8 protein-coding genes are annotated in these 23,112 nt (G+C 71.1%); 3 read left to right on the forward strand and 5 right to left on the reverse strand.

Annotation, left to right across the window (positions count from 1 at the left end; translation table 11 throughout):
- Positions 1 to 81 precede the first annotated feature (81 nt).
- Complete coding sequence (locus YIM_RS29150; RefSeq protein ID WP_153033374.1) at positions 82 to 11,943, forward strand: type I polyketide synthase; 11,862 nt, start codon at positions 82 to 84, stop codon at positions 11,941 to 11,943.
- A 5-nt stretch (positions 11,944 to 11,948) separates the two neighbouring features.
- A complete protein-coding gene (locus YIM_RS29155) occupies positions 11,949 to 16,007 on the forward strand; it encodes a type I polyketide synthase (RefSeq protein ID WP_153033375.1) in 4,059 nt (1,352 codons plus the stop codon).
- Between the two features lie 75 nt (positions 16,008 to 16,082).
- Here the strand turns inward: YIM_RS29155 and YIM_RS29160 are convergent, their stop codons facing one another.
- The 3 genes from YIM_RS29160 to YIM_RS29170 are packed head-to-tail and all read right to left on the reverse strand — an operon-like array spanning position 16,083 to position 18,675.
- Complete coding sequence (locus tag YIM_RS29160; protein ID WP_194239788.1) at positions 16,083 to 17,279, reverse strand: cytochrome P450; 1,197 nt, start codon at positions 17,277 to 17,279, stop codon at positions 16,083 to 16,085.
- Between the two features lie 26 nt (positions 17,280 to 17,305).
- The gene (locus YIM_RS29165; RefSeq protein WP_228004080.1) at positions 17,306 to 17,494 is read right to left on the reverse strand and encodes a hypothetical protein; all 189 of its coding nucleotides are present in this window, start codon (positions 17,492 to 17,494) and stop codon (positions 17,306 to 17,308) included.
- A 2-nt stretch (positions 17,495 to 17,496) separates the two neighbouring features.
- Positions 17,497 to 18,675 (reverse strand): LLM class flavin-dependent oxidoreductase, encoded by a 1,179-nt coding sequence (locus YIM_RS29170; protein ID WP_153033377.1) that lies wholly within the window; start codon positions 18,673 to 18,675, stop codon positions 17,497 to 17,499.
- Positions 18,676 to 18,880: 205 nt separating this feature from the next.
- Here YIM_RS29170 and YIM_RS29175 point away from each other — a divergent pair, with 205 nt between their 5' ends.
- Positions 18,881 to 19,714, forward strand: coding sequence for an SDR family NAD(P)-dependent oxidoreductase (locus YIM_RS29175; RefSeq protein WP_153033378.1), 834 nt, complete (start codon positions 18,881 to 18,883; stop codon positions 19,712 to 19,714).
- A 62-nt stretch (positions 19,715 to 19,776) separates the two neighbouring features.
- Here YIM_RS29175 and YIM_RS29180 read toward each other — a convergent pair whose 3' ends face one another.
- Both YIM_RS29180 and YIM_RS29185 read right to left on the reverse strand, forming a co-directional pair.
- Positions 19,777 to 20,703, reverse strand: a complete 927-nt coding sequence (locus YIM_RS29180) for a DUF6461 domain-containing protein (protein WP_153033379.1) — start codon at positions 20,701 to 20,703, stop codon at positions 19,777 to 19,779.
- A 38-nt stretch (positions 20,704 to 20,741) separates the two neighbouring features.
- Positions 20,742 to 22,958 carry a hypothetical protein gene (locus tag YIM_RS29185; RefSeq protein WP_153033380.1) on the reverse strand — a complete coding sequence of 739 codons (2,217 nt, stop codon included), beginning with the start codon at positions 22,956 to 22,958 and terminating at the stop codon, positions 20,742 to 20,744.
- Positions 22,959 to 23,112: the final 154 nt, after the last annotated feature.

Genomic DNA, 23,112 nt, shown 5'->3' on the forward strand with positions numbered 1-23,112 from the left:
CGACGTCGTCAGACCATGGTTGGTTACGCGACTCCGGGTCCCGGACCACTGGAACAGACAGAGACAGATGGGGTTTCTCCTGTGGAAAACGAGGAAAAGCTTCGCCAGTACCTCAAGTTGGTCACGAGCGACCTCTACCAGGCGCGCAAGAAGATCACCGAGATCCAGGCGCGGGACACCGAGCCGATCGCGATCGTCTCGATGGCCTGCCGCCTGCCCGGCGAAGTCTGGTCACCGGAGGACCTCTGGGAACTGGTCGCCAGCGGCACCGACGCGATCGGCGACTCGCCGACCGACCGCGGCTGGGACATGGACAGCATCTACGACCCGGAGCCAGGCAAGCCCGGCAAGACGTACTCCCGCGAGGGCGGCTTCATGTCCGGCCTGGCCGACTTCGACGCGGGCTTTTTCGGCATCTCCCCACGCGAAGCCCTTGCCATGGACCCGCAGCAGCGGATCGTTCTCGAGGCCGCCTGGGAGTCGTTCGAACGGGCAGGCATCGACCCGGAAACCCTGCGTGGCACCAAAACAGGCGTGTTCATCGGCTCGAACACCCATGACTACGTGCCGTTGACCGTCACCGCGCCCCGCGAGGTCGACGGCTATCTGCTGCTGGGCAACGCGCCCAGTGTGCTCTCCGGCCGCGTCGCCTACACCTTCGGCTTCGAGGGCCCCGCGGTCACCGTCGACACCGCCTGTTCCTCTTCGCTGGTCGCGATGCACTACGCCGTCCGGGCCCTGCGCCGCGGCGAGTCCACGATGGCATTGGTCGGCGGCGTCGCGTCGATGTGCTCGCCACTGGTCATGGTCGACTTCGCCCGGCAGCGCGGGCTCGCGCCCAACGGCCGGTGCAAGGCGTACGCGGACACCGCGGACGGCACCGGCTGGTCGGAGGGGGTCGGCCTGATCCTGCTCGAGCGGCTTTCCGACGCGCGCGCCAACGGCCACCCGGTGCTCGCCGTCATCCGCGGTTCGGCGATCAACCAGGACGGCGCCTCCAACGGCCTGACCGCGCCCAACGGCCCCGCCCAGCAACGGGTCATCCAGGCGGCGCTGGCCGACGGCGGAGTTCCGATGGAGCAGGTCGACCTGGTCGAGGGGCACGGCACCGGCACCCGGCTCGGCGACCCGATCGAGGCACAGGCTCTGCTGGCCACCTACGGCCGCAAGAAGAAGGACGGCGAGCCGCTGTGGCTGGGCTCGCTCAAGTCGAACGTGGGGCACACCCAGGCGGCCGCCGGCGTCGCCGGCGTGATCAAGACGGTGATGGCCATGCGCAACGGCGTCCTCCCCAAGACGCTGCACGTGGCCGAGCCGACGCACGAGGTGGACTGGTCGGCCGGCGGGGTCAGGGTGCTGACCGAGGCTCGCCCGTGGCCGGCGAACGAGTGGCCGCGCCGGGCGGGTGTGTCGTCGTTCGGCATGAGCGGTACCAACGCGCACGTCGTCCTCGAGCAGGCGCCCGCGCCGGAGGCGGTCGAGGACGAGCCGGTGAGCGCACGGCCGGCCGCCTTGCCTTTCCTGCTCTCCGCCCGTACTCCGCAGGCACTGGCCGGTCAGGCGAAGCGGCTCCGTGACTGGCTCGCCGAGAGGGACGTCGCCCTGCTCGACGTCGCGAAGTCGCTCGCGCTGCACCGCGTGACGTTCGACCATCGCGCCGCCGTGGTCGCGGGCGACAAGGAGGAACTGCTCGCCCAGCTCGACCTGCTGGCCGACGGCGGCAGCGGTGCCACGGCGATCGTCGGCACCGAGTGCCGCGGTCTCACCGCGGTGATGTTCCCCGGACAGGGCCCGCAGCGCATCGGCATGGGCGCCCAGCTCGCGGCCGCGTTCCCGGTCTTCGCCACGGCGTACTCGGAGGTGCTTGCCCGGCTCGATCCCGAGCTGCCGCGGATCATCGCCGAGGGCGGCCCGACACTGGATCGGCCCGAGTACGCGCATCCCGCGCTGTTCGCGATCGAGGTGGCGCTCTACCGCCTGGTCGAGTCGTGGGGCCTGCGGCCCGACTATCTGCTCGGTCAGTCCTGCGGGGACATCGCGGCGGCCCACATCGCGGGTGTGCTGTCGCTCGAGGACGCGGCCACCATGGTCACCGCACGGGCACGGCTGATCCAGACCTCCCCCGCCGGCGTGATGGCCACCGTCGCGGCGGGCGCCGACGTGGTGGAGCCGGTCATCGCCGACATCGAGGGCGTTTCGCTCGCCGGTGTCAACAGCCCGAGTTCAGTCACCCTCTCGGGGCTGGAGGGCCCGATCGAGGCGGCTGTGGCGCGACTGTCCGAACTCGGCCACACGTCCCGCACGCTGCGGGTCGGCGTCGCGGGTCACTCGGCCACGATGGAGCCGATCCAGGACCGGTTCCGGGCCGTGGTGGAGAAGTTGACCTATTCGGCCCCGGCCATCCCGATGGTGGTGCCCGCCGAGGTGCTGTGCACCCCCGAGTTCTGGGTCCGGCAGATGCGCGACACGGTGGACCTCGTCGGCGGCGTGGCGCACCTGCGCGAGCGCGGCGTCACCCGATTCATCGAACTGTCGCCCGCCGCGTCGATGACCAGCCACGTACGCGAATGCTATGGCGACGAGTCGGTGGTGGTCACGCCGTCCCTCCGTAGCCGGCGCGACGAAGTGGAATGCATTGCCGTCGCGATGGCCACCCTGCACACCGCCGGCGTCGAGGTGGACTGGGCGGCCTTCTTCGCCGGCACCGGCGCGCAACGCGTCGACCTGCCCACCTACGCGTTCGAGCACGAGCGCTTCTGGCTCGAGACCAGCCACGTCGGCGGGCACGACCTCAGCTCGATCGGCCTGCGCTCGGTGGACGCCCCGCTGCTGGGTGCCGGCGTCTCGCTCGCCAACGACGGCGGCTTCCTGTGCACCGGCAGGCTGTCGCTCTCCGCCCAGCCCTGGCTTGCCGACCACGCCCTGTTCGATCGCATCCTGTTGCCCGGCACCGCATTCGTCGAGTTCGCGCTGCGCGCGGCGGACCAGGTCGGCTGTGAGCTGGTCGAGGACCTGACCATCGAGGCCCCGCTGCTGCTGGAGCGAGGCGGCGTGGCGCTGCAGATCGTGGTCGGTGAACCGGAGGAGTCCACCGGCCGGCGGTCGATCACCATCTTCTCGCGGCAGCAGGACCCGGACTCGCCCGACATCGACGCGGCCTGGACACGGCACGCCAGCGGCTTTGTCTCCGGGACCGCTGGTGTGCGCCATGACGACCCCGAACTGGCCGAGTGGCCCCCAGCCGGTGTCGAGGAAGTCGAACTCGGTGATCTCTACGAGACCTTCGCCGCGGCCGGGTACGGCTACGGGCCGGTGTTCCGCGGCCTGAAGGCCGCCTGGGTGCGTGACGGGGAAGTCTTCGCCGAGGTGGCGCTGCCCGAGCACGTTGGCGACGCCGGCGCGTACGGCATGCACCCCGCCCTGCTGGACGCCGCTCTGCACGCGATCGCGGTCACCGGCACCACCCAGGGTGTCATCCCGTTCGTGTGGGCGGGCGTCCGGCTGTACGCGGTCGGTGCTTCCGCGCTGCGCGTACGACTGACCCCGGTGGGGACCGACACGGTCGCACTGGTGGTCGCCGACGGGACCGGCCGCACGGTGCTGTCCGTCGACTCGCTGACCTTGCGGTCCGCCACCGCGGAGCAGATCGCGGAGAGCGCTCCCCGGGCCCACGACTCCCTCTACGAGATCGAGTGGATCTCCGCGGGTGAGGTCGAGGCCTCGTCGCCGACCGGCTGGGCGAACCTGGGCGGCGGAGCACCCGCGATAGGCACGGCGTACGACGGCTTCCCGGCGCTGCGGGCCGCCCTCGACGCCGGGGGCGAGGTGCCCGCTCTGGTGCTGGCCGCTCCCGGTCACGACCATGACTCTGACCATGGCCATGGCCATGGCCATGGCCACGACGTACCCGCGAACGTGCACTCAGGTGTCAACCGGATGCTCGAACTGGTGCGCCACTGGCTGGCCGACGAACGGCTGGCCACCTCACGGCTGGTCCTGGTCACCCGGGGCGCGTTGGCCACGTACGACGGTGAGCACGTCGGTGACCTGGTCGGCGCGGCCCTGCACGGCCTGTTCCGCTCGGCGCGTGCCGAGAACCCCGGCCGGCTCGTCCAGGTCGACCTCGCCCCCGGCGAGCCCGACGCGGCCGTGGTGGCGGCGCTCGCCGCCGGGGAGGACGAGATCGCGGTACGCGCCGGCACGATCCTGGTGCCGCGCTTGGTCAAGGTTTCCTCGTCGACGACCCTCGCCGTGCCGGAGTCGACCGCGTGGCGCCTGTCGGCCCCCCGCCCCGGCACCTTCGACGGGCTCGCACTGGTCGATTCACCGGAGGCGGTCGCACCTCTGGCCGAGGGCGGGGTTCGGGTGGCCGTCCGGGCCGCCGGCATGAACTTCCGCGACGTCATGTCCACCCTCGGACTGGTCAGCGGTCAGGAAGTGCTCGGCGGCGAGGGCGCGGGCGTGGTGACCGAGGTCGGCCCGGGCGTCACCGGCCTCAAGCCCGGCGACCGGGTGATGGGCCTGTTCTTCGGGCCGTTCGGGCCACTGGCCGTTGCCGATCACCGGATGGTGGTACCGATCCCGGACGAGTGGTCCTACCTGCAGGCCGCGACCGTCCCGATCACCTACTTGACCGCGTACTTCGGGCTCGTCGACGTGGCCGGCCTGGAACCCGGCGAATCCGTGCTCATCCATGCCGCCGCTGGTGGCGTCGGCATGGCGGCCGTGCAACTGGCCGCCCATCTGGGTGCCGAGATCTTCGCCACCGCCAGCTCCGCCAAACGGGCGGCCGTCCACGAATTGGGCATCCCCCGCGAACGCATCTCGGACTCCCGCACCGCACGGTTCGAAGCCGAGCTGCTCGAGGCCACCGGCGGCCGCGGCGTCGACGTTGTCCTCAACTCGCTCACCAACGAGCTGGTGGATGCCTCGCTGCGACTGCTGCCGCGCGGCGGCCGGTTCGTCGAGATGGGCAAGACCGACATCCGCGACGCCGGCTGGGCGGCCGACTCCTTCCCCGGTGTCCGGTATCAGGCATTCGACCTGCTCGCGGTGGCACCCGAACGGGTGCACGAGATGCTGGTCGAGGTGCTGGACCTGTTCGGCCGCGGCGTGCTGACCCTGCCGCCGACCACCACCTGGGACGTCCGCCGGGCTCCGGCCGCGTTCCGCTTCCTCAGCCAGGCCAGGCAGATCGGCAAGCTCGCCCTCACCATCCCGGTTCCCCCTGATCCGGCCGGGACCGTGCTGCTGACCGGCGCCTCCGGCACGCTGGGCGGTCTTCTCGCCCGGCACCTGGTCGCCGAGCACGGCGTCCGCAACCTGGTGCTGGCGAGCCGTCGCGGCCCGGATGCCCCCGGCGCCACCGAGTTCGCCACCGAGCTGACCGAGTTGGGCGCCTCGGTGACGACCGTCGCCTGCGACGTCTCCGACCGCGAATCACTGCTCGGGGTGCTGGCCGCGATCCCCGCCGAACATCCGCTGACCGCGGTTGTGCACGTCGCGGGCGTCAGCGACGACGGCGTCATCGGCTCACTGACCACCGAGCAGGTCGACAACGTGTTGCGTCCCAAGGTGGACGCCGGTTGGCTCCTGCACGAGCTGACCAAGGACCTCGACCTCTCCGCCTTCGTGCTGTTCTCCTCCGCCGTCGGGGCGTTCGGCGCGCCGGGCCAGGCCAACTACGCCGCCGCCAACGCGTTCCTGGACGCTCTCGCCCGGCACCGCCGCGCGCTGGGGCTGCCCGCCGTGTCGCTCGACTGGGGTCTCTGGGCCGCCGCGAGCCACATGACGACCTCCCTGCAGGAGGCCGACTGGGAACGGATGGCACGCGCCGGTATCAAGGCGATCGCCGAAGAGGAAGGCCTGGCCCTCTTCGACGCGGCCCTCACCGTCGGCGCCCCGGTGGTGCTCCCGGTCCGGCTCGACCTGGCCGCGTTCCGCGGTGAAGTGCCGCCCCTGCTGCGAAACCAGGCCTCCGGGCGGGTGCGGCGTGCCGTCGTCGCCAGTGGCGGCGATGCCAGTTCGTGGACCCGCCGTCTGCTGGCCAGGGCGCCGGAAGCCCGGCATCGGATCGTGCTGGATGCCGTCGCCGCCGAGACCGCGGCCGTGCTCGGGCACACGTCGGCGTCGAGTCTCTCGCCGGATCGGGCCTTCAAGGACATCGGCTTCGATTCGCTGGCCTCGGTGGAGCTCCGGAACCGGATCGCCGCGTTCACCGGCCTGCGGCTGCCGGCCACGGTGGTCTTCGACTATCCGAACCCCGCTTCACTGGCCGAGTACGTGCTCGGCGAGGTGGTCAGCGCCGGCTCCGCCGCGCCGGCGGCACCGGCGATCGTCACGGCGGGCACCAGCGGCGACCCGATCGCCATCGTCGGCATGGCCTGCCGCTACGGCGGCGGGGTCGACTCGCCGGAGGCGCTGTGGGCGATGGTCGAACAGGGCCGGGACGCCGCCACGGAGTTCCCGTCCGACCGCGGCTGGAACCTGGCCGAGCTGTTCGATCCCGAGCCCGGCCGCTCGGGCACGACCAACGCCAGGGCAGCCGGTTTCCTGCCCGGCGCGACCGAGTTCGATCCCGAGTTCTTCGGCATCTCACCCCGTGAGGCCACCGCGATGGACCCGCAGCAGCGCCTGTTGCTCGAGTCGGCGTGGGAGGCGTTCGAGCGTGCCGGTATCGACCCGTCGGCGCTGCGAGGCACGAAGACCGGCGTGTTCGTCGGCCTCAGCGCCAACGACTACGGCAACTTGCTCGCGCGCGAGTCGAGCGGTCTGGAGGGCCACCTGCTGACCGGCACGGCGGCCAGCGTGGCCTCGGGCCGCATCGCCTACGAGTTCGGCCTCGAGGGATCCGCGTTGACGGTCGACACCGCCTGCTCGTCCTCGCTGACCACGGTGCACATGGCGGCGCAGGCGCTGCGGACCGGTGAGTGCGACCTCGCGCTGGCCGGCGGGGTGGCGGTGATGTCCACACCGGTGGTGTTCCAGGAGTTCGCGCAGCAGGGCGGGCTCTCCCCGGACGGCCGCTGCCGGGCGTTCGGCGCGGACGCGGACGGCACCGGCTGGGCCGAGGGCGTCGGGCTGCTCGTGCTGGAGCGCTTGTCGGACGCCCGCCGCAACGGCCACCAGGTCCTCGCGGTGGTCAAGGGCTCCGCGGTGAACCAGGACGGCGCCTCCAACGGGTTGACCGCGCCCAACGGCCGCTCGCAACAGCGGGTGATCCGGGAGGCGCTGGCCAATGCCGGCGTCTCGGCCGCCGAGGTGGACCTCGTGGAGGGACACGGCACCGGCACCAAGCTCGGCGACCCGATCGAGGTGCAGGCACTACTGGCGACGTACGGGCAGGAGCACACCGAGGAAAGCCCGCTCTGGCTCGGCTCGTTGAAATCGAACCTGGGCCACGCGCAGGCGGCGGCCGGCGTGGCCGGGGTGATCAAGATGGTCCAAGCGCTGCGACACGGCCTACTCCCCCGGACCTTGAACGCCGACGAGCCCACGCCGCACGTGGACTGGTCGGAGGGCGCGGTGAAACTGCTGACCGCGGCACGGCAGTGGCCGGAACGCGACCAGCCCCGGCGCGGCGCCGTCTCCGCGTTCGGAATCAGCGGCACCAACGTGCACGTGGTGCTGGAGCAGGCACCGGAGCCGGCGCGGCCGCCCGCTCCGCCCGAGTCCGACCGGCTGCTCGCGCCATCGGTCAAGCCGTTTGCCATCTCGGCACGCGGCGCGGCGGCACTGCGTGGTCAGGCGGCAAGGCTCAGCGCCTATCTCGCCGAGAACCCGCAGGTGGACCTCGACGCGCTCGGCCGCTCGCTCGGCGGCCGAGCCACCTTGGAGCATCGGGCCGTGGTGCTCGCCAAGGACACGGGCACGCTGACCGCGGGACTCACGGCGATCGCCGACGGCACGGCGGAATCGAACGCGGACGTCGTGCTGGGCAACGGCGGCGCGGTGACCCGGCCGGTCTTCGTCTTCGCCGGTCAGGGTGGCCAGTGGCAGGACATGGCCGTCGACCTGTGGAATACCAGCCCGCTGTTCGCCGCGGCCATGACCGAGTGCGACGCAGCGCTGGCCCCGCACGTCGACTGGAACGGCGCCGGCCTGCTGGACGTGCTCACCGGCGCTCCGGACGCGCCCGGCCTGGACCGGGTGGACGCGGTGCAGCCCGCGCTGTTCGCGGTGATGGTGTCACTGGCCCGGCTGTGGCGGTCGCTCGGAGTCGAGCCTGCCGCGGTGGTCGGTCACTCACAGGGCGAGATCGCGGCGGCCGTGGTGGCCGGTGTGCTCACGCTGGCCGACGGCGCCCGTATCGCCGGGGTGCGCTCGCGCCTGATCGCCGGCCTGACCGAGCGTGGCGGCATGGGCTGGATCGGCCTGCCGGTCGCCCGGGTCCGGGAACGGCTCGCCGGCTACGCGGGGCTCGGCGTCGCCGCGGTCAACGGGCCGCGGTCGGTGGTCGTCTCCGGGCCCGCCGACGAGCTGGAGAGCCTGTGCGCGGCGCTCGCGGCCGAGGAGGTCCCGGTGCGCAAGCTCCTGGTCGATTACGCGTCGCACTCGCACGGGGTGGAGGAACTCCGCGCCGAACTCGTCGACGCGCTGGCCGGCGTCGCACCCGTTGAGGCGGTGGTGCCGTTCTACTCCACGGTCACCGCCGGGCGGGTCGACGGCACCGAGCTGAACGCCGACTACTGGTACCGCAATCTCCGGGAGACGGTGCGGTTCAGCGCAGCCGTCGAGGCCCTGCTCGACGACGAGCACAACTGTTTCGTGGAACTCAGCGCGCACCCGGCGCTCGTCGAGGCGGTCGAGGCGGTTGCCGAGGCCCGAAACACCGACGTCACCGCGTTGTGGTCGTTGCGGCGGGACGGCGGTGACATCGAGTTCACCCGCTCGCTGGCCAAGGCCTTCGTGCACGGGGCACCGGTGCGCTGGGGGACGGCGTTCCCCGCGGGCGCGCGAATCGACCTGCCCACGTACGCGTTCCAACACCGCCGGTTGTGGGTGGAGACCGCCGGCGCGGCGACCGCGAGTGCCGACGACCTCGGGCTGATGTCCGCCGATCACCCCCTGCTGGGCGCCGCCGTGGAACACGCCGGCGACGACCAGGTGCTGTTCACCGGCAGGTGGTCGCCGGCGACCCAGCCGTGGCTGGCCGACCACGTCGTGCTCGGCACCCTCCTGCTGCCCGGCGCCGCCTTCGTCGAGCTGATCACCCACGCCGGGCGGCACGTCGACTGCGCCCGCCTGGAAGAGCTGGCCTTCCAGGCGCCGCTGGTGCTCCCGGCGAAGTCGGGGGTGGCTGTGCAGGTCACGGTCGGCGCGGCCGACTCCACCGGCCGGCGTCCGGTCACGGTGCACTCGCGGCGCACCGAATCCGGCGGTGGCAAGTGGATCCGGCACGCGGAAGGCACGCTCGCCCCGGTCGGTACCGGCCCGGTGCCGGGCAATCTGACGGCCTGGCCGCCGGCCGGGGCGCAGCCGGTCGACGTGACCGGCATCTACGCTCGGCTCGCCGAACGCGGATACACCTACGGGCCCGCCTTCGCCGGGATCCGTGCGCTGTGGCGGGACGGCGAGGACATGTACGGCGAGGTCGCTTTGCCGGAAATCGTCCAGGCCGAGGCGGGGCGGTTCGGCCTGCACCCGGCGCTGCTGGACGCCGCACTGCAGGTACCGGTCGCCGGACTGATCGACAGCGAGAGCGAGGCAGTGATGCCGTTCTCCTGGAACGGCATCACGGTGCACACCCGAGGGGCGAAAGCGCTGCGGGTCGCGTTCCGGCGCACGGGCCCCGACTCCTCCACCATGCTGCTCACCGATGACGCGGGCGAGCCCGTCGCCTCGTTCGACTCCATCGTCGCGCGGCCGGTCAGTCGCGAGCAGCTGCGCGCCGCCATGGACAACGCGACCGGCACGAACGTCGATGACGAGCACTACCGCGTCCAGTGGCGCACGCTGCCCAGCGGCACGCGCCGGCCGATCGGCGGTACCTGGCTGGCGGTGGTGGCCGAGGGGCAACCGGCCGACGGCTGGGCCGCGGAAACCGTGCGCCGCCTCGCTGCCCACGCACCCGGTCTGGTGACCTTGGCCGTACCGTGCGGGCACCTCGACCGGGCGGCGCTGGCCCAGCGGCTGCGCGAACTCGCGGCGAACGGCACGTACCCGGCCGGGGTGCTGTCGCTGCTGGCGGAGAACGAGACCCCGTGCGACGACTCGGCGGCGCTGCCACAAGGGCTCGCGGGCACCGTGGTGCTCACCCAGGCCCTGCTCGACGCCGAACTCGGCGTCCCGCTCTGGGCGGTGACCCGGGGCGCGGTGGCGGCCGGTCCCGATGACCGCATCGGCTCGCCCACCCAGGCGCTGGTCTGGGGTTTCGGGCGGGTCGCCGGACTCGAACACCCCCGGCTCTGGGGTGGCCTGGTCGACCTGCCGGAGACGGTGGACGAGCACACGATCGCCGAACTGGCCGGGGTGCTCGCGGGCAGTGGTGAGAACAGCGAGAACGGCGAGAACAGCGAGAACGAGATCGCCATACGAGCGCAGGCCGTGCTGGCCCGCCGTCTGGTCAGGGCGGCGAAGCCCGAGCAGGAGCCCGCCCGCTGGCGGCCGGGCGGCACCGTGCTCGTGACGGGTGGCACGGGCGGCCTCGGTGCCGAGATGGCCCGCTGGCTCGCCGATCGCGGTGCCGAACACCTGGTGCTCGCCAGCCGCGGCGGCGCCGACGCGGCCGGTGCGCGGCACTTGGTCGAGGAACTGGCCGCCAAGGACGTCTCGGTCTCGGTTCTGGCCTGCGATGTCACGGACCGGGCCGCCGTGGCCGAGCTACTGGCCTCCGTTCCCGCCGAGCGCCCGCTGACCGCCGTCGTGCACGCCGCCGCCAGCCTCGATGGCGGGCCGATCGCCGAGATGACGCCGGCCGAGTTCGGCGACATCCTGGCGGCCAAGGTGCTCGGCGCGGCGCACCTCGACGAGCTGCTCGACCACGACAGCATCCAGACGGTGCTGCTGTTCGGCTCCATCTCGTCGATCTGGGGCGTCGGCAACCAGTCCGCGTACGCGGCTGCCAACGCCTATCTCGACGCACTGGCCAGGGAGCGGCACGACCGCGGCGGCCACACCATCTCGGTGGCGTGGGGCCCGTGGGAGGCCGGCCTGCTGACCCACGACAGGGAAATGGCCGACTCGCTGCGCCGCGGCGGTCTGCCACTGCTGCCGGTGGACTCCGGACTGGCGACCCTGGACCGGATCCTCGCCGAGGACGAGCCGTGCCCGGTGGTGGCGAGGGTCGAATGGGCCCGGTTCCACCCCCGGTTCACCTCGCTGAGGCCCAGCCCGCTGCTGGCCGACCTGCCGGAGGTGCGCGCGCTGTCGACGGCGGAATCCACGACCTCGGCGACCCGCGGCGCGGCCCTGATCGAGAAGCTCACCGCGCTGCCCGAGGAGGATCGGGAACCGGCGGTGCTCGACCTGATCTGCTCGCACGTCGCGGCCGTGCTCGGCTACGACTCCGCGGAGCAGGTGGATCGCAAGCGGGCGTTCAAGGACGTCGGCTTCGACTCGCTGCTCGCCGTCCAGCTGCGCAACCGGCTCAACGCGGCAACGGGGTTGCGGCTGCCGGTGACGCTCGTGTTCGACTACCCGAATCCGACGATCCTCGCGTCGTTCGTGCGCTCAGAAGTGGGCACAGTGGCCGGCGGCCTGCCGTCACCGGCCGACGCGGCACTCGCCGAGTTCGACCGGCTGGAGGCGTCGCTGTCCTCGATTCGGTCCGAGGACACGGAAGTACGCGACGTGCTCGTCAGCCGGGCGCGAGAGCTGATCAGCCGGCTTTCGGGCCCGGCGCCGTCCGCGAATGCCGAGGGCGACGTGGCGACGCTGACCGCGGCCTCCGATGACGAACTGTTCAGCTTCATCAACACGCAGCTCGGCCACCAGGGCGAGTGATCCGCGTGGACAACGAGGACAAGTTACGGCGCTACCTGAAGTTGGTCACCGCGGACCTCGTGGAGGCCCGCAAGCGGTCGGCGGAACTCGAGCGGCGGGACGGCGAACCGATCGCGATCGTCGGCATGGCCTGCCGCTATCCGGGCGGAGTGCGCTCACCGGAGGACCTCTGGGAGCTGGCGGTCACCGGGCGGGACGCGATCACCCCGTTTCCGGGTGATCGGGGCTGGGACCTCGACTCGCTCTACCACCCCGACCCGGAACACCCGGGCACCAGCTACACCCGGCAGGGCGGCTTCCTGGCCGACGTCGCGGACTTCGACGCGCCGTTCTGGGGCATCTCGCCCCGCGAGGCCATCGCGATGGACCCACAGCAGCGACTGCTGCTGGAGACGACGTGGCAAGCCATCGAACGGGCTCGAATCGATCCGCACTCGTTGCACGGCAGCGAGACCGGGGTGTTCGTGGGCCCGAGTGTGACCGACTACGCCGCCCTGCTGGCGCGCTACCCGGCCGGGTTCGAAGGGCTCCTGCTCAGCGGCCTCGCCGGGGCCATCATCTCGGGCAGGCTTTCCTACCTGCTGGGGCTGGAGGGACCGGCGGTGACCGTCGACACCGGTTGCTCCTCCTCACTGACCGCCCTGCACCTCGCGGCGGGCGCACTGCGCGCCGGAGACTGCTCACTCGCACTGGTCGGCGGGGTTTCCGTGCTGGTCACGCCGGGCTCGTTCGTCGAGTTCAGCACCCAGCGCGGGCTCGCCCCGGACGGCCGGTGCAAGTCCTTCGGCGATGCCGCGGACGGTACGTCCTGGGCCGAGGGCGTCGGCATGGTCGTGGTCGAGCGGCTTTCCGACGCCCGCCGCCACCGGCACCCGGTCCTGGCGGTGCTGCGCGGCTCGGCGATCAACCAGGACGGGGCGTCGAACGGGCTGACCGCGCCGAGTGGCCCGTCCCAGCAGCGGGTGATCCGGCGCGCGCTGGCCGCGGCCGGGCTCAGGTCCGCCGACGTCGACGCCGTCGAGGCACACGGCACCGGCACGACGCTGGGCGATCCGATCGAGGCACAGGCGCTGCTGGCCACGTACGGACGGGACCGGCGGCCTGGTCGTCCGCTGTTCCTCGGCTCGCTGAAGTCCAACCTGGGCCACAGCCAGTCCGCCGCCGGAGTGGGCGGCCTGATCAAGACGGTGATGTCGCTGCGGCACGGCGTGCTGGCCCCGACGTTGCACGCCGACCCGCCGTCCACCGAGGTCGACTGGACGGCGGGCGACATCGAACTCCTGCACGAGCCGCGACCGTGGCCGGAGACGGAGGACCGGCCCCGGCGTGCCGCCGTTTCCGCCTTCGGCATCGGCGGCACCAACGCGCACGCCATTCTCGAGGCGGTGTCCGAAGAGGACGCAGCGGACACCGGACGGGAGGGCGACGGCGTCGCGCACCGCGCGCTCGCAGCCGTTCCCTGGCTGGTTTCCGGCCGCACCGCGACCGCGATGCGCGCACAGGCCGCGCGGCTGGCCGCTTTCCTGAAGGACCGGGCGGAGCCGGCCGACCCCACCGACGTCGGCTATTCACTGGCCACCACGCGCGCCGCACTGGAGAACCGCGGCGTGGTCGTGGCCGCCGATCGAGACGGCCTGCTCGCCGGGCTCGGCGCACTTGTCAAGGGCACACCGGATGCCGCGGTCACGACGGGCGCCACCGTGCGCGGACGGCTGGCCTTCCTGTTCACCGGCCAGGGGGCGCAGAAGCTGGGCATGGGCCGTGAGTTGTATGCCGAGCACCCCGTCTTCGCCGAGGCATTCGACGCTGTCTGCGCACGGCTGGACGGTCCGATCGGCCGTTCGCTGCGTGAGCTGACCTTCGCCGACGACGACCCGCTGGATTTGCTCGACCGCACCGGATTCGCCCAGCCGGCCCTCTTCGCGATCGAGGTCGCCCTGTTCCGGCTCGTCGAGTCGTGGGGCGTACGCCCGGATTTCGTCGCGGGACATTCCATCGGCGAGATCACTGCCGCGCACGTGGCCGGGATATTCACCCTCGAAGACGCTTGCGCGTTGGTCGCCGCACGGGCGCGGCTCATGCAGAGCATGTCGCCCGGTGGCGCGATGATCGCTGTGCGTGCGGCCGAAGAAGACATCCTGCCGATGCTGGACCAGCTGGACGGCCTCGTGTCCGTCGCCGCGGTGAACGGTCCGGCCTCGGTGGTGCTCTCCGGCGACGAGAAGACGCTCACCACATTGATGGAGACCTTGGCCGACAAGGGTTTCCGCTCGCGCGAACTGCGGGTGAGCCACGCTTTCCATTCCCCGCGGATCGACCCGATCCTGGCCGATTTCCGGTCGGCGATCGAGGGCATCTCGTACGCCGCGCCGCGCATCCCGATCGTGCCGCTCGCACCGGGCGACGCGGACCGGGGCGAGCGGATGCGTTCGGCGGACTACTGGGTCGCCCAGGCCCGTGCGGAGGTGCGGTTCCTCGACGGTGTCGTGCGCCTCAGCGAGGCCGGGGTCACCACCTTCCTGGAACTCGGGCCGGGCGGGGTCCTCGCCGCCCTCGGCCGGGACTGCCTGCCGCCCGCCGGTCCGGACGTACCGGAGCGGGTCTTCGTGCCGGTGCTGCGCCGGGGCCGGGCCGAGCCGGCCGCGCTGATGGACGCGGTGGCCGCCCTTTTTGTCCGCGGTGTGCCGGTCGACTGGCGCGCGGTGTACGCGGGCACCGGCGCGGCCCAGCTCGACCTGCCCACGTACGCCTTCCAGCGCCGCCGCTACTGGCTGGTCGATCACCTGCCGGCGGGCGCGAGCTTGCTGGCCGACCAGGGCGGCGTCGCCGGGAAGGGCACCCCGCCGCCAGACGCCGTGCCGGGCGAGGAGATCCCGGAGTTGCCCTCCGTACGTGGCAGGCTGGCCGATCGCCCGCGCGAGGAGTGGGCGGAGATCCTGCTCGCCGAGGTGCGTAACCAGGCGGCGCAGCTGATGGGCTACGACGCGGTCGAGGACGTGGACGTCCAGCGGGGTTTCGCCGAGCTGGGCTTCGACTCGCTGACCGCGGCCTGGATGACCGAGCGGCTGGCGGCCGTCACCGGTCTGGAACTGGCCCGCACTCTGGTGATCGACCGGCCGACGCCGTACGCGGTCGCCACCCACCTGGCCGACCGCTTCGCCGCGCTCGACGACCTCGAACCACCCCCGGCCGCCCCTGCCACACCGCCGAGTCCGACGCCGGCGGGTCCGTCACCGGCGGGTGAGAGCCTGGCGAAGCCACCCGCGACCGACCCGCTGCCGGCACTGTTCGCCCAGGCCTGTGCACAGGGCCAGGTGCGGGACGGGCTGGAACTGCTGGCCGTCGCCGCCCGGCTGCGGGTGGGTACCGGCTCGCCGCCGATGCGGAAACCGGTCAGTTTCTCCCAGGGGTTCACGGGCCCGACTCTGGTCTGCATCCCGTCCGTGGTCGCACCGTCCAATGTGTACCAATATGCGCGGATGGCCGACGCGCTGCGCACGACGCACAACATGGCCGTGCTGCCGTTGACGGGCTACGCCGACCACGAGCCCCTTTCCCCGGCCCGGACCGACCTGGTGGCCGCGGTCGCCGAGGCGATCCTCGGCGGTGTGGCCGGACCATACGTCCTCGTCGGTTACTCCTCCGGCGGCTGGATCGCGCACGCGGCAGCCGCCCGGCTCAAGGAGCTGAACACCGCACCGGAGTCGCTCGTGCTGCTGGACAGCCACCCGCCCGGCAGCACGGGTTTGGCCGAGATCCAGTTCGACCTGCTCGGCGACGCGTACGCCGAATGGACCGCGACGCAGCCGCCGCGCGGCACCGAACTGACCGCGATGGCACACCACCTGCGGCTGTTCGACGACTGGGCGCCCACCGGAATCAGCGGCATGCCGACACTGCTGCTGCGCGCCACCGAACGAATGGGCGGACGGCCCAGCACAGGCGAGCACTGGCAGGCCCACTGGGTTCCCGCCCACGACGCCATCGACGTGCCCGGCACGCACCTGAGCATGATCGACGAACACGCCGCGAGCACCGCCTCGGCGATCACCGGCTGGCTGTGATCTCCGCGGCGTGGCGGTCGCGGACGCGGGACGGCCACCGCTTGATGATCACCAAGCGGTGGCCGCGGTCGACCATCATCCCGCTTTGACCGGGACCCCCCGGACGCCGCGCAGCGTGAAGTCGGCGCCGAATTCGATGTCACCCGCGATCTCGTACTCCGGCAACTTGTCCAGCAGCCGATTCAGCCAAATGCTCATCTCCAGCCGGGCCAGATGGATTCCCAGGCAGATGTGCGGCCCGAAACCAAAGCCGAGATGCGCTTTACGGGGACGCGAGATGTCGAAGGAGTGCGGGTTGTTCCAGCGAGCGGGATCGCGGTTCGCGCAACCCAGAAGCGCCACGGTGGCAGCACCTTCGGGGATCGTGAACCCCTCGACCTGCGACTCGTCGCTACATGCGTGGCGCAGCACCACCTGCGTGAGCGTCAACCAGCGGTGGACCTCCTCGAGTGCGGCCGGAACAAGCGACCTGTCGGCGACCAGCGCACGCCGCTGGTCAGGATGGCGTCCCAGCGCATACAGCGCCATCGCCATCACCTGCGCCGTACTCTCGTTCGCCGCGACCGTCAACATCGTCCCGTTCGCGATGATCTCCCGATCGGGCATGGACGGCGCGAAATCGTCGAACACCATCTGGGCCATGAGCGTTCCATCGGACGAGCCCTGCGCCCGATTCTTTTCGATGAGGCCGCCGATGTACGAGTTCAACGCAGCTGCCGCGACAGCGCCCTCGGCGATAATCTCCTGGCCCCTCGGGGTCGGGTCCAGCCGCGCACCGAGAACCGCCGCCGTTGCGTCACTCCATTTGATGAAGTCCTTGTACACGTCCTCTTCGACGCCCAGCAACTGGGCGGTGACGATGGTGGGGATGATCCGCGTCATCTCCGCGAGTGCGTCGAGGGATTCGCCGGATCGAAGGCGTTCGACGAATTGATCCACATGGACGTCCACAACCCCCTGTATCCTCGCCGTCCAGTCGGTCTCGACGGCCTTGCGCTCGAAGCCCGGCGCCCAGATTTCGCGGACCGTCTGGTGCCGGAGACCATCGGTGCCGAGAAAAGTCGGTCCGCCGAATGCCTTCTCCATCTCCGGGAGCACTTTCGCGGAGTTGAAATAGCGGGTGTCACCAAGCACTCGCGCGCAGTTGTTGTGTGACGTGATCATGTACTGATCGTGATGGGAGTTGTACACGACCGGCCCCATGGCTCGCCAGGCGTCCATGGTCTCATAGGGGTCCTGCGCGAAGTCAGGATCAAGCATGTCGAAGTCCACGGTGGGACATTCCGCCACTGCAGAGTTCATTGAACGTCCTCTTCCTGACCGGGATCGGAGTCACCGGGCGTCATTGCGGCCAAAACGTGTTCGGCGGGAACGTTGTAGCGGTGGGCATCAAGCGTGTGCAGCTGGGACAGGCGGATCAGCTCATCCTGGCCGGTCGCCTCGATGAGGCCTCCGCACATCGGGCAGCTCACTTCAAGGCTGGACACGGTCAGGCCCCGGCCACCTCGTCGGCGTACTTCCGGTTCATGTGCTCGAGCGCCGCGCCGGCCGCGATGGTCGCCTCCTCGCGCCGCGCGAGAATCCGGGCCCTGGCGTCGCGGCGCGACTGGACGTGTGTCCTCCCCGGTCCCTGGAAGTGCGGGGCCACCTGACGGGCGACGAGTTCCCACGAGCGCCACGCCGCCGTCGGGTCGGCCCAGTCGTGCGCCAGCAGCAGCACGGTGCCGAACCCGCCGGACTGGTCGACCATGCGCTGGATCTGACGGCGGACGTCGTCGGCCGTGCCGATCGCGCCGAGGCCCGACTCGTTGACGAACTCGATCAGCTCCCGCGTGCTGCCGTCGGGCAGCACGAGCCCGGGCACGGCCGCGTTCTCGCGCAGGTGCTCTATCCAGTCCCGCAGCCCGAACTCGACGTCGCGGTATGCCTGCTCCCGGGTCTCGGCGACGTGCACTTCGGTGACCAGCCGCCAGGTCGCGCGGTCGGGCGCCGGCCGTCCCGCGTTGGCGGCGCGCTCGGTGGCGATCCCCCAGTGGTACGCCAGCGCGTCGAAGCCGTCCTGGGTCATGGTCGCCCCGAGCGAGATCAGGCTCACCCCGCGGCTGCCCGCCAGGCGCGCGCCGGTCGGCGACGCCGTCGCGGCCACCGCGATCTCGAAGCACGGCTCGGTGAACGGGCGCAGTTGCAGCGTCGCGTCGACCAGCTTGTGGCTCCCGACCGTCGTGGTGACCGACTCACCGGCCAGCAGCCGCTGGATGACGTCGAGATGGGTCTCGAGCAGTTCGCGGCTCTCGGTGGGGGTCATGCCGATCATGGCGGCGTCGGCCGGCAGGGAGCCGGGGCCGACCCCGAACATCACCCGGCCCCGCGTCAGGTGGTCGAGCATCACCATCCGGTCGGCCACCCACAGCGGATGGTGGTACGGGAGCGTGGTCATGCCGGTCCCGAGGCGGATCCGGGTGGTGCGCTCCGCGGCCGCCGCGATGAAGATCTCGGGCGAGGCGATGATGTCCCGGCCGGTCGAGTGGTGCTCCCCGATCCACGCCTCGTCGAAGCCCAGCCGGTCGAGGTGCGCCATCAGGTCCAGGTCGTGGCGCAGCCACCACGTCGGGTTCTCCCCCAGCGGGTGGATCGGGGGCAGGAACGCACCGAAACGCAAACTGGTCATGTCAGTACCACGAAGAACTCGTCAGCCATGAATTTACCTCCGGCAGGATAGCTGCGGCCCAAGGTAGCCAGCTTCGACTCGGTGATACCCCCCTAATTCCCACCCGGCGTTTCTGGGGTCTCGGTACGCCGGAAACCGAGGCTGAGACGGTGAATCATGTGGTGGGATGGATGCACCGATGCCGGCAGAAGGAGACGTTTCCGTCATGGCGACTTGGTTCATCACCGGAGCTGCCCGAGGGCTGGGTGCCGAGATAGCCCGGCACGCCCTGAAGGCGGGACACGACGTCGCCGTCGGCGCCCGGCGTGTCGACGCGTTGCCCGACGACCTGCGCGGTGCCGAGCGATGCCATCCGGTCACCCTCGACGTCACCGACCAGGCCCAGATCGACCGTGCCGTGGCACAGATCGCCGACCGGTTCGCCACGATCGACGTGCTGGTCAACAACGCGGGCCGCGTGCTGGTGGGCGCACTGGAGGAGGTCACCGACGCCGAGGCCAGGACGCTGTTCGACGTCAACGTCTTCGGTTTGATCAATGTGACGCGAGCGGTCCTGCCTGCCATGCGCGCCGCCGGCCGCGGCAAGCTCGTGCACATCGGCTCCCGGGCGGGGTTCGAGGGTGAGCCCGGGGTGAGCCTGTACAGCGCCTCGAAGTTCGCGGTCGCCGGCATCAGCGAAGCCCTCGCCGCCGAGCTGGGTCCATTCGGGATCCAGAGCATGGTCGTCGAGCCGGGGGCGTTCCGTACCGACCTCCTCGATGCCAGCTCCATGTCGGTCGCCGGGGCGCGGCTGGAGGCCTACGACGGCACACCCGCCCACCTCGTGCGCGACGGGATCGGCGCGGCAAACCACGCCCAGCCCGGGGATCCGGTCAAGGGCGCGGCGCTGATCGTCGACGTGACCGACGGCGAAACGCTGCCTTCGCACCTGCTGGTGGGCGGCGACGCCTACGAGCGCCTCGAGGTCAAGAACGCGATGGTCGCGGAGCACATCGCCCCCTGGCGCAGCAGGTCGCTGGCCACCGCACACCTCCACTGAGCCGGGTCGGACAACGCACGACTAACGCCGAACTTCCCCGAACTGCCCGAAAACCGGCACGCTCACCTCACCTGCTGCAAGGCCGCGCCCAGTGCGCGGGCGAGCCAGCCGTGGTCGAACGCGCGGCGGCGCTTCTCTTCGGTCACCTGTCCACTGTGGTCGTTGAGTGACCGGCCGGCGCGCCGGGACTCGGCCAGCCAGTCACGAACGTGCCTGCCGAGAGGGCTTTCCGGACTGACCGTGACCTTCTCGCCGCGTTCGGCGGCTGCAAGCGCCTCGGCGAGGCCCGGCGTGCCGGTCAGGCCCAGCAGACCGGTGAGCCGCCTTGTTTCGGCGATGGCGTCGACGGGCCCGTCGACGCCGGGGCGGCCCGCCGGTTGCTTGGGCTTGTCGGTGAACCAGGGTTCGAAGTGTGCGCTGACCAGCGGGCCGGTAAGGGCGTCGAGGGTGGGCAGTACACCGGTGAGCCGTTCGACCAGCACCAGTCCGCGCGCGGTGTCGCGGTCGAAGTTGTCGTCGTCTTCTCCCATGGCGAAGCCAACCTCGCGCATCCTGGTGAGCAGGCGATCGGGATCGGCGCCGGTCCGGTAGGCGGGAAAGGTCGGGTCGAAGCCGGTGACCAGTTCACCGTCAACCGAGTAGGCGAAGCCCGGCGACGCGTAATCGTGCCGCAGCACCGACACCGCCTCGGTTCCGCGTGACAGCACAGGAGTCAAGCCTGTCCCGTGGAACCCGCCCGGTTCGAACACGACTGTCCAGTCACCCAGTGGCAGCGCCGACGCCACCTCCGGATAGCCGTTGTCGAAGTTCTTCTGAGCCTCCATTTCGGACGGAGTGCGAGTCGCGAAGCTACCAGGCAGTCCGCCCATGCGACGCAACGCTTCCCGCTCGTCGACGCCGCGGATGAAGGTGAGGCAGAAGATCTCACCGAGACACGGCTCCCGCCCTGGAAAGTTGTCCGCCCAGCGAAGATCGTCGATGTCGGTCACACGCGGCAGACTAGCAACGTCTCGGCGGCGCCTGGCGACTACGGAACGTAGAAGTTCCGGTCGTACACCTCCGTCCGCAGACCCGCCTCGTTGACGCTCCAGAGGCGCAACACCAGATAGCGCCCGGAAAGCTGATCGGCGGGCACGGTGAATTCGATCGCCGCCGTGCCGTCCGGGCCCGGCGGGACGGTGTTCTCGGGCCCGTCCGCGACGGCCCAGCCGTAGGCCGCCAAGTTCTCCTGCACCGGGGTGAGCGTGCACCGGACGACCTGGCCTGGCTTGACGTATCCCTGATCGTCGCAAGTCGCCTGGGGTGCCAGGGACTTGACGGAGATCGCGTGGGTCTCGCTCTCCGAAGTCCCGCCATCGGGGAGGGTGCTGGTCACGGTCAGGTGCGTCCAGCCCGGCCGCGCCGGGGTGAAGGTGAACGACGCCTTGCCGTCCACGTCGGCCGGCACCGTGACGGGTGCGGCGGAGTCGAACGAGTAGGTGTACGCGGTGACGCCCGGGAACGGTGAGGTGAAGGTGAACGTGCCGGGGATGCCGACTCCGCCACTCGGTTGGTACTCCGGGTATTCCGCGCTGAAGACCTGCGGCTTGTTCGAGGCGACGTCCACGTTCAAGTCCTGGATGCCGGACCGCTGCCCCTGAGCGGTGGTGCTGTGAACCCAGAGCATGTTCCAGCCGGAGGTGGGGGCGGTCACCCGCACGGCCGCGGTGCCGTCCGCACCGGCCGGGACGGTGGTCCACTCGCTCTCGGCCCAGCGGTACGTGAACGTCTCCGTGCCCGGCAGCACCGCGCGCAGGGTGAAGTCGATCGGCTGGCCGAGGATGGGTCGCTCGGTGCGCGTCTCGACGATCGGATCACCGGGGTCGATATCGAGGCCGGTCTCGCTGAGCGAGGTCAGGTAACCGGTGCTGAGCTTGGCCCGGACGTGGATCCAGTACATGATGTCGGGGTTGTCCGGGTAGACCGTGACGGTCGCTGTTCCGTCCGGACCGGCGGGCACGGTGGTCTCGGCTTCCTGGTTGAGACGGTAGACGTACCCGGTGACCGGGGTGTCGCCCTGCGGGGTGAACTTGCACTGCCGTGGCTCGCCGACGAAGGCGCTGTCCGGGGTACAGCTGACTTCGGGCTGGTTGCGGAGGACCCAGAAGCGGTAGTACACCGAGGGGGAGCTGTTGCCCGCCGCGTCGACGCCGCGCACCCGCAGCGAAGTCGGGCCGGCGATGCCGGGGGCGTACCGGACGACGGCCTTGCCGCCGGGGCGGTCCGCGGCCGCGTGCATCGTCCTCTCGGTCGGGTCGGTGTAGTAGAAGCCGACCACGTCGGTGTCTCCGCCCGCGTCGAAGACGAACGTGCCGGGCACGCCGGTGCCGCCGGTGCCCGGATAGACGTCGGCGTAGTCGGGCGAACTGACCGCCGGAGCGGTGGTGGGCGAGGTGAAGTCGGTGGTGAACCGGCAGATCGCGCTCCACGGCCCGAGCCCGCCGGAGTAGTCCTTGCCCCGCAGCTGCCAGGCGTAGGTGACGTCGCCGGCCAGGAAGCGGTTGACGTCGGCCCACACCTTGTCTCCGACCATGCTGCCGCTCTGGGAGAAGGTGACCCGCTGGTCGGGATGATCCACGGGCCAGAGCGCGTACTCGGCGCCGATGTAGGAATCGTCGGCGTCCTTGACCGTCGCACCGAGTTCCACGGAACTGCCGACGATTCGGGGTTCGGCGGCGCACGGCTTCTGGTTGACGGTGAGGTCGGTGGCCTCGCCGGGGAACTTGTTGTAGCTGAGGGTCAGCTTCATCTTCGGCGAGTACTCACGACCGAACCGGAGGTCGGACTGCTGGTCCTCCGGCAGCCGGAACGCGAAGCTCGCGGTGGGGCGACCGGCGGCGACCGCGTCGCGGATGCCCGCCGTGACCGTCCAGGTGAGACCCGGTGACGGACAACGGCTGTCGAGGTAGGGCCCGCCCATCTTGGCCAGCTCCGCGGGCTGGTCGTTCCAGGTGGGCTTGCCTGCCGGTTCGGTGAGCCAGACCTCGGTGGCCCGGGGGTGGGCGCAGTCGGTGACCGCGGTTTCGGCGGTGCTCAGGACCGCGTGGCTCAGCTCGCTGCTCCGCAGCGTCGACAGGTCGAAGGTGACGTAGGACTTGGAGACGTGGGTCGTGCCGCCCGCGTGAGTGCGGGCACCGACCGGGGCGTTGCCCGCGTGGTCCACAAAAAACTGGCCTCCGGCGCCGCCGAGTCGATGTAGGCCCACGACGCCGGCACGACCTCGGTGACGGTCGCGGCGGCAGCCGGTGTGGCGGTGATGCCCATGACGAGCAGCGCGCTGACGAGCGCGGCGCGTGAACGCAACTGGTCCTCCCCCAGATTCAGTTGTTGCCCCCAGCGCACTGACGTGCGGCAAATCC

This window comes from Amycolatopsis sp. YIM 10 (assembly GCF_009429145.1).
GTDB lineage: Bacteria > Actinomycetota > Actinomycetes > Mycobacteriales > Pseudonocardiaceae > Amycolatopsis.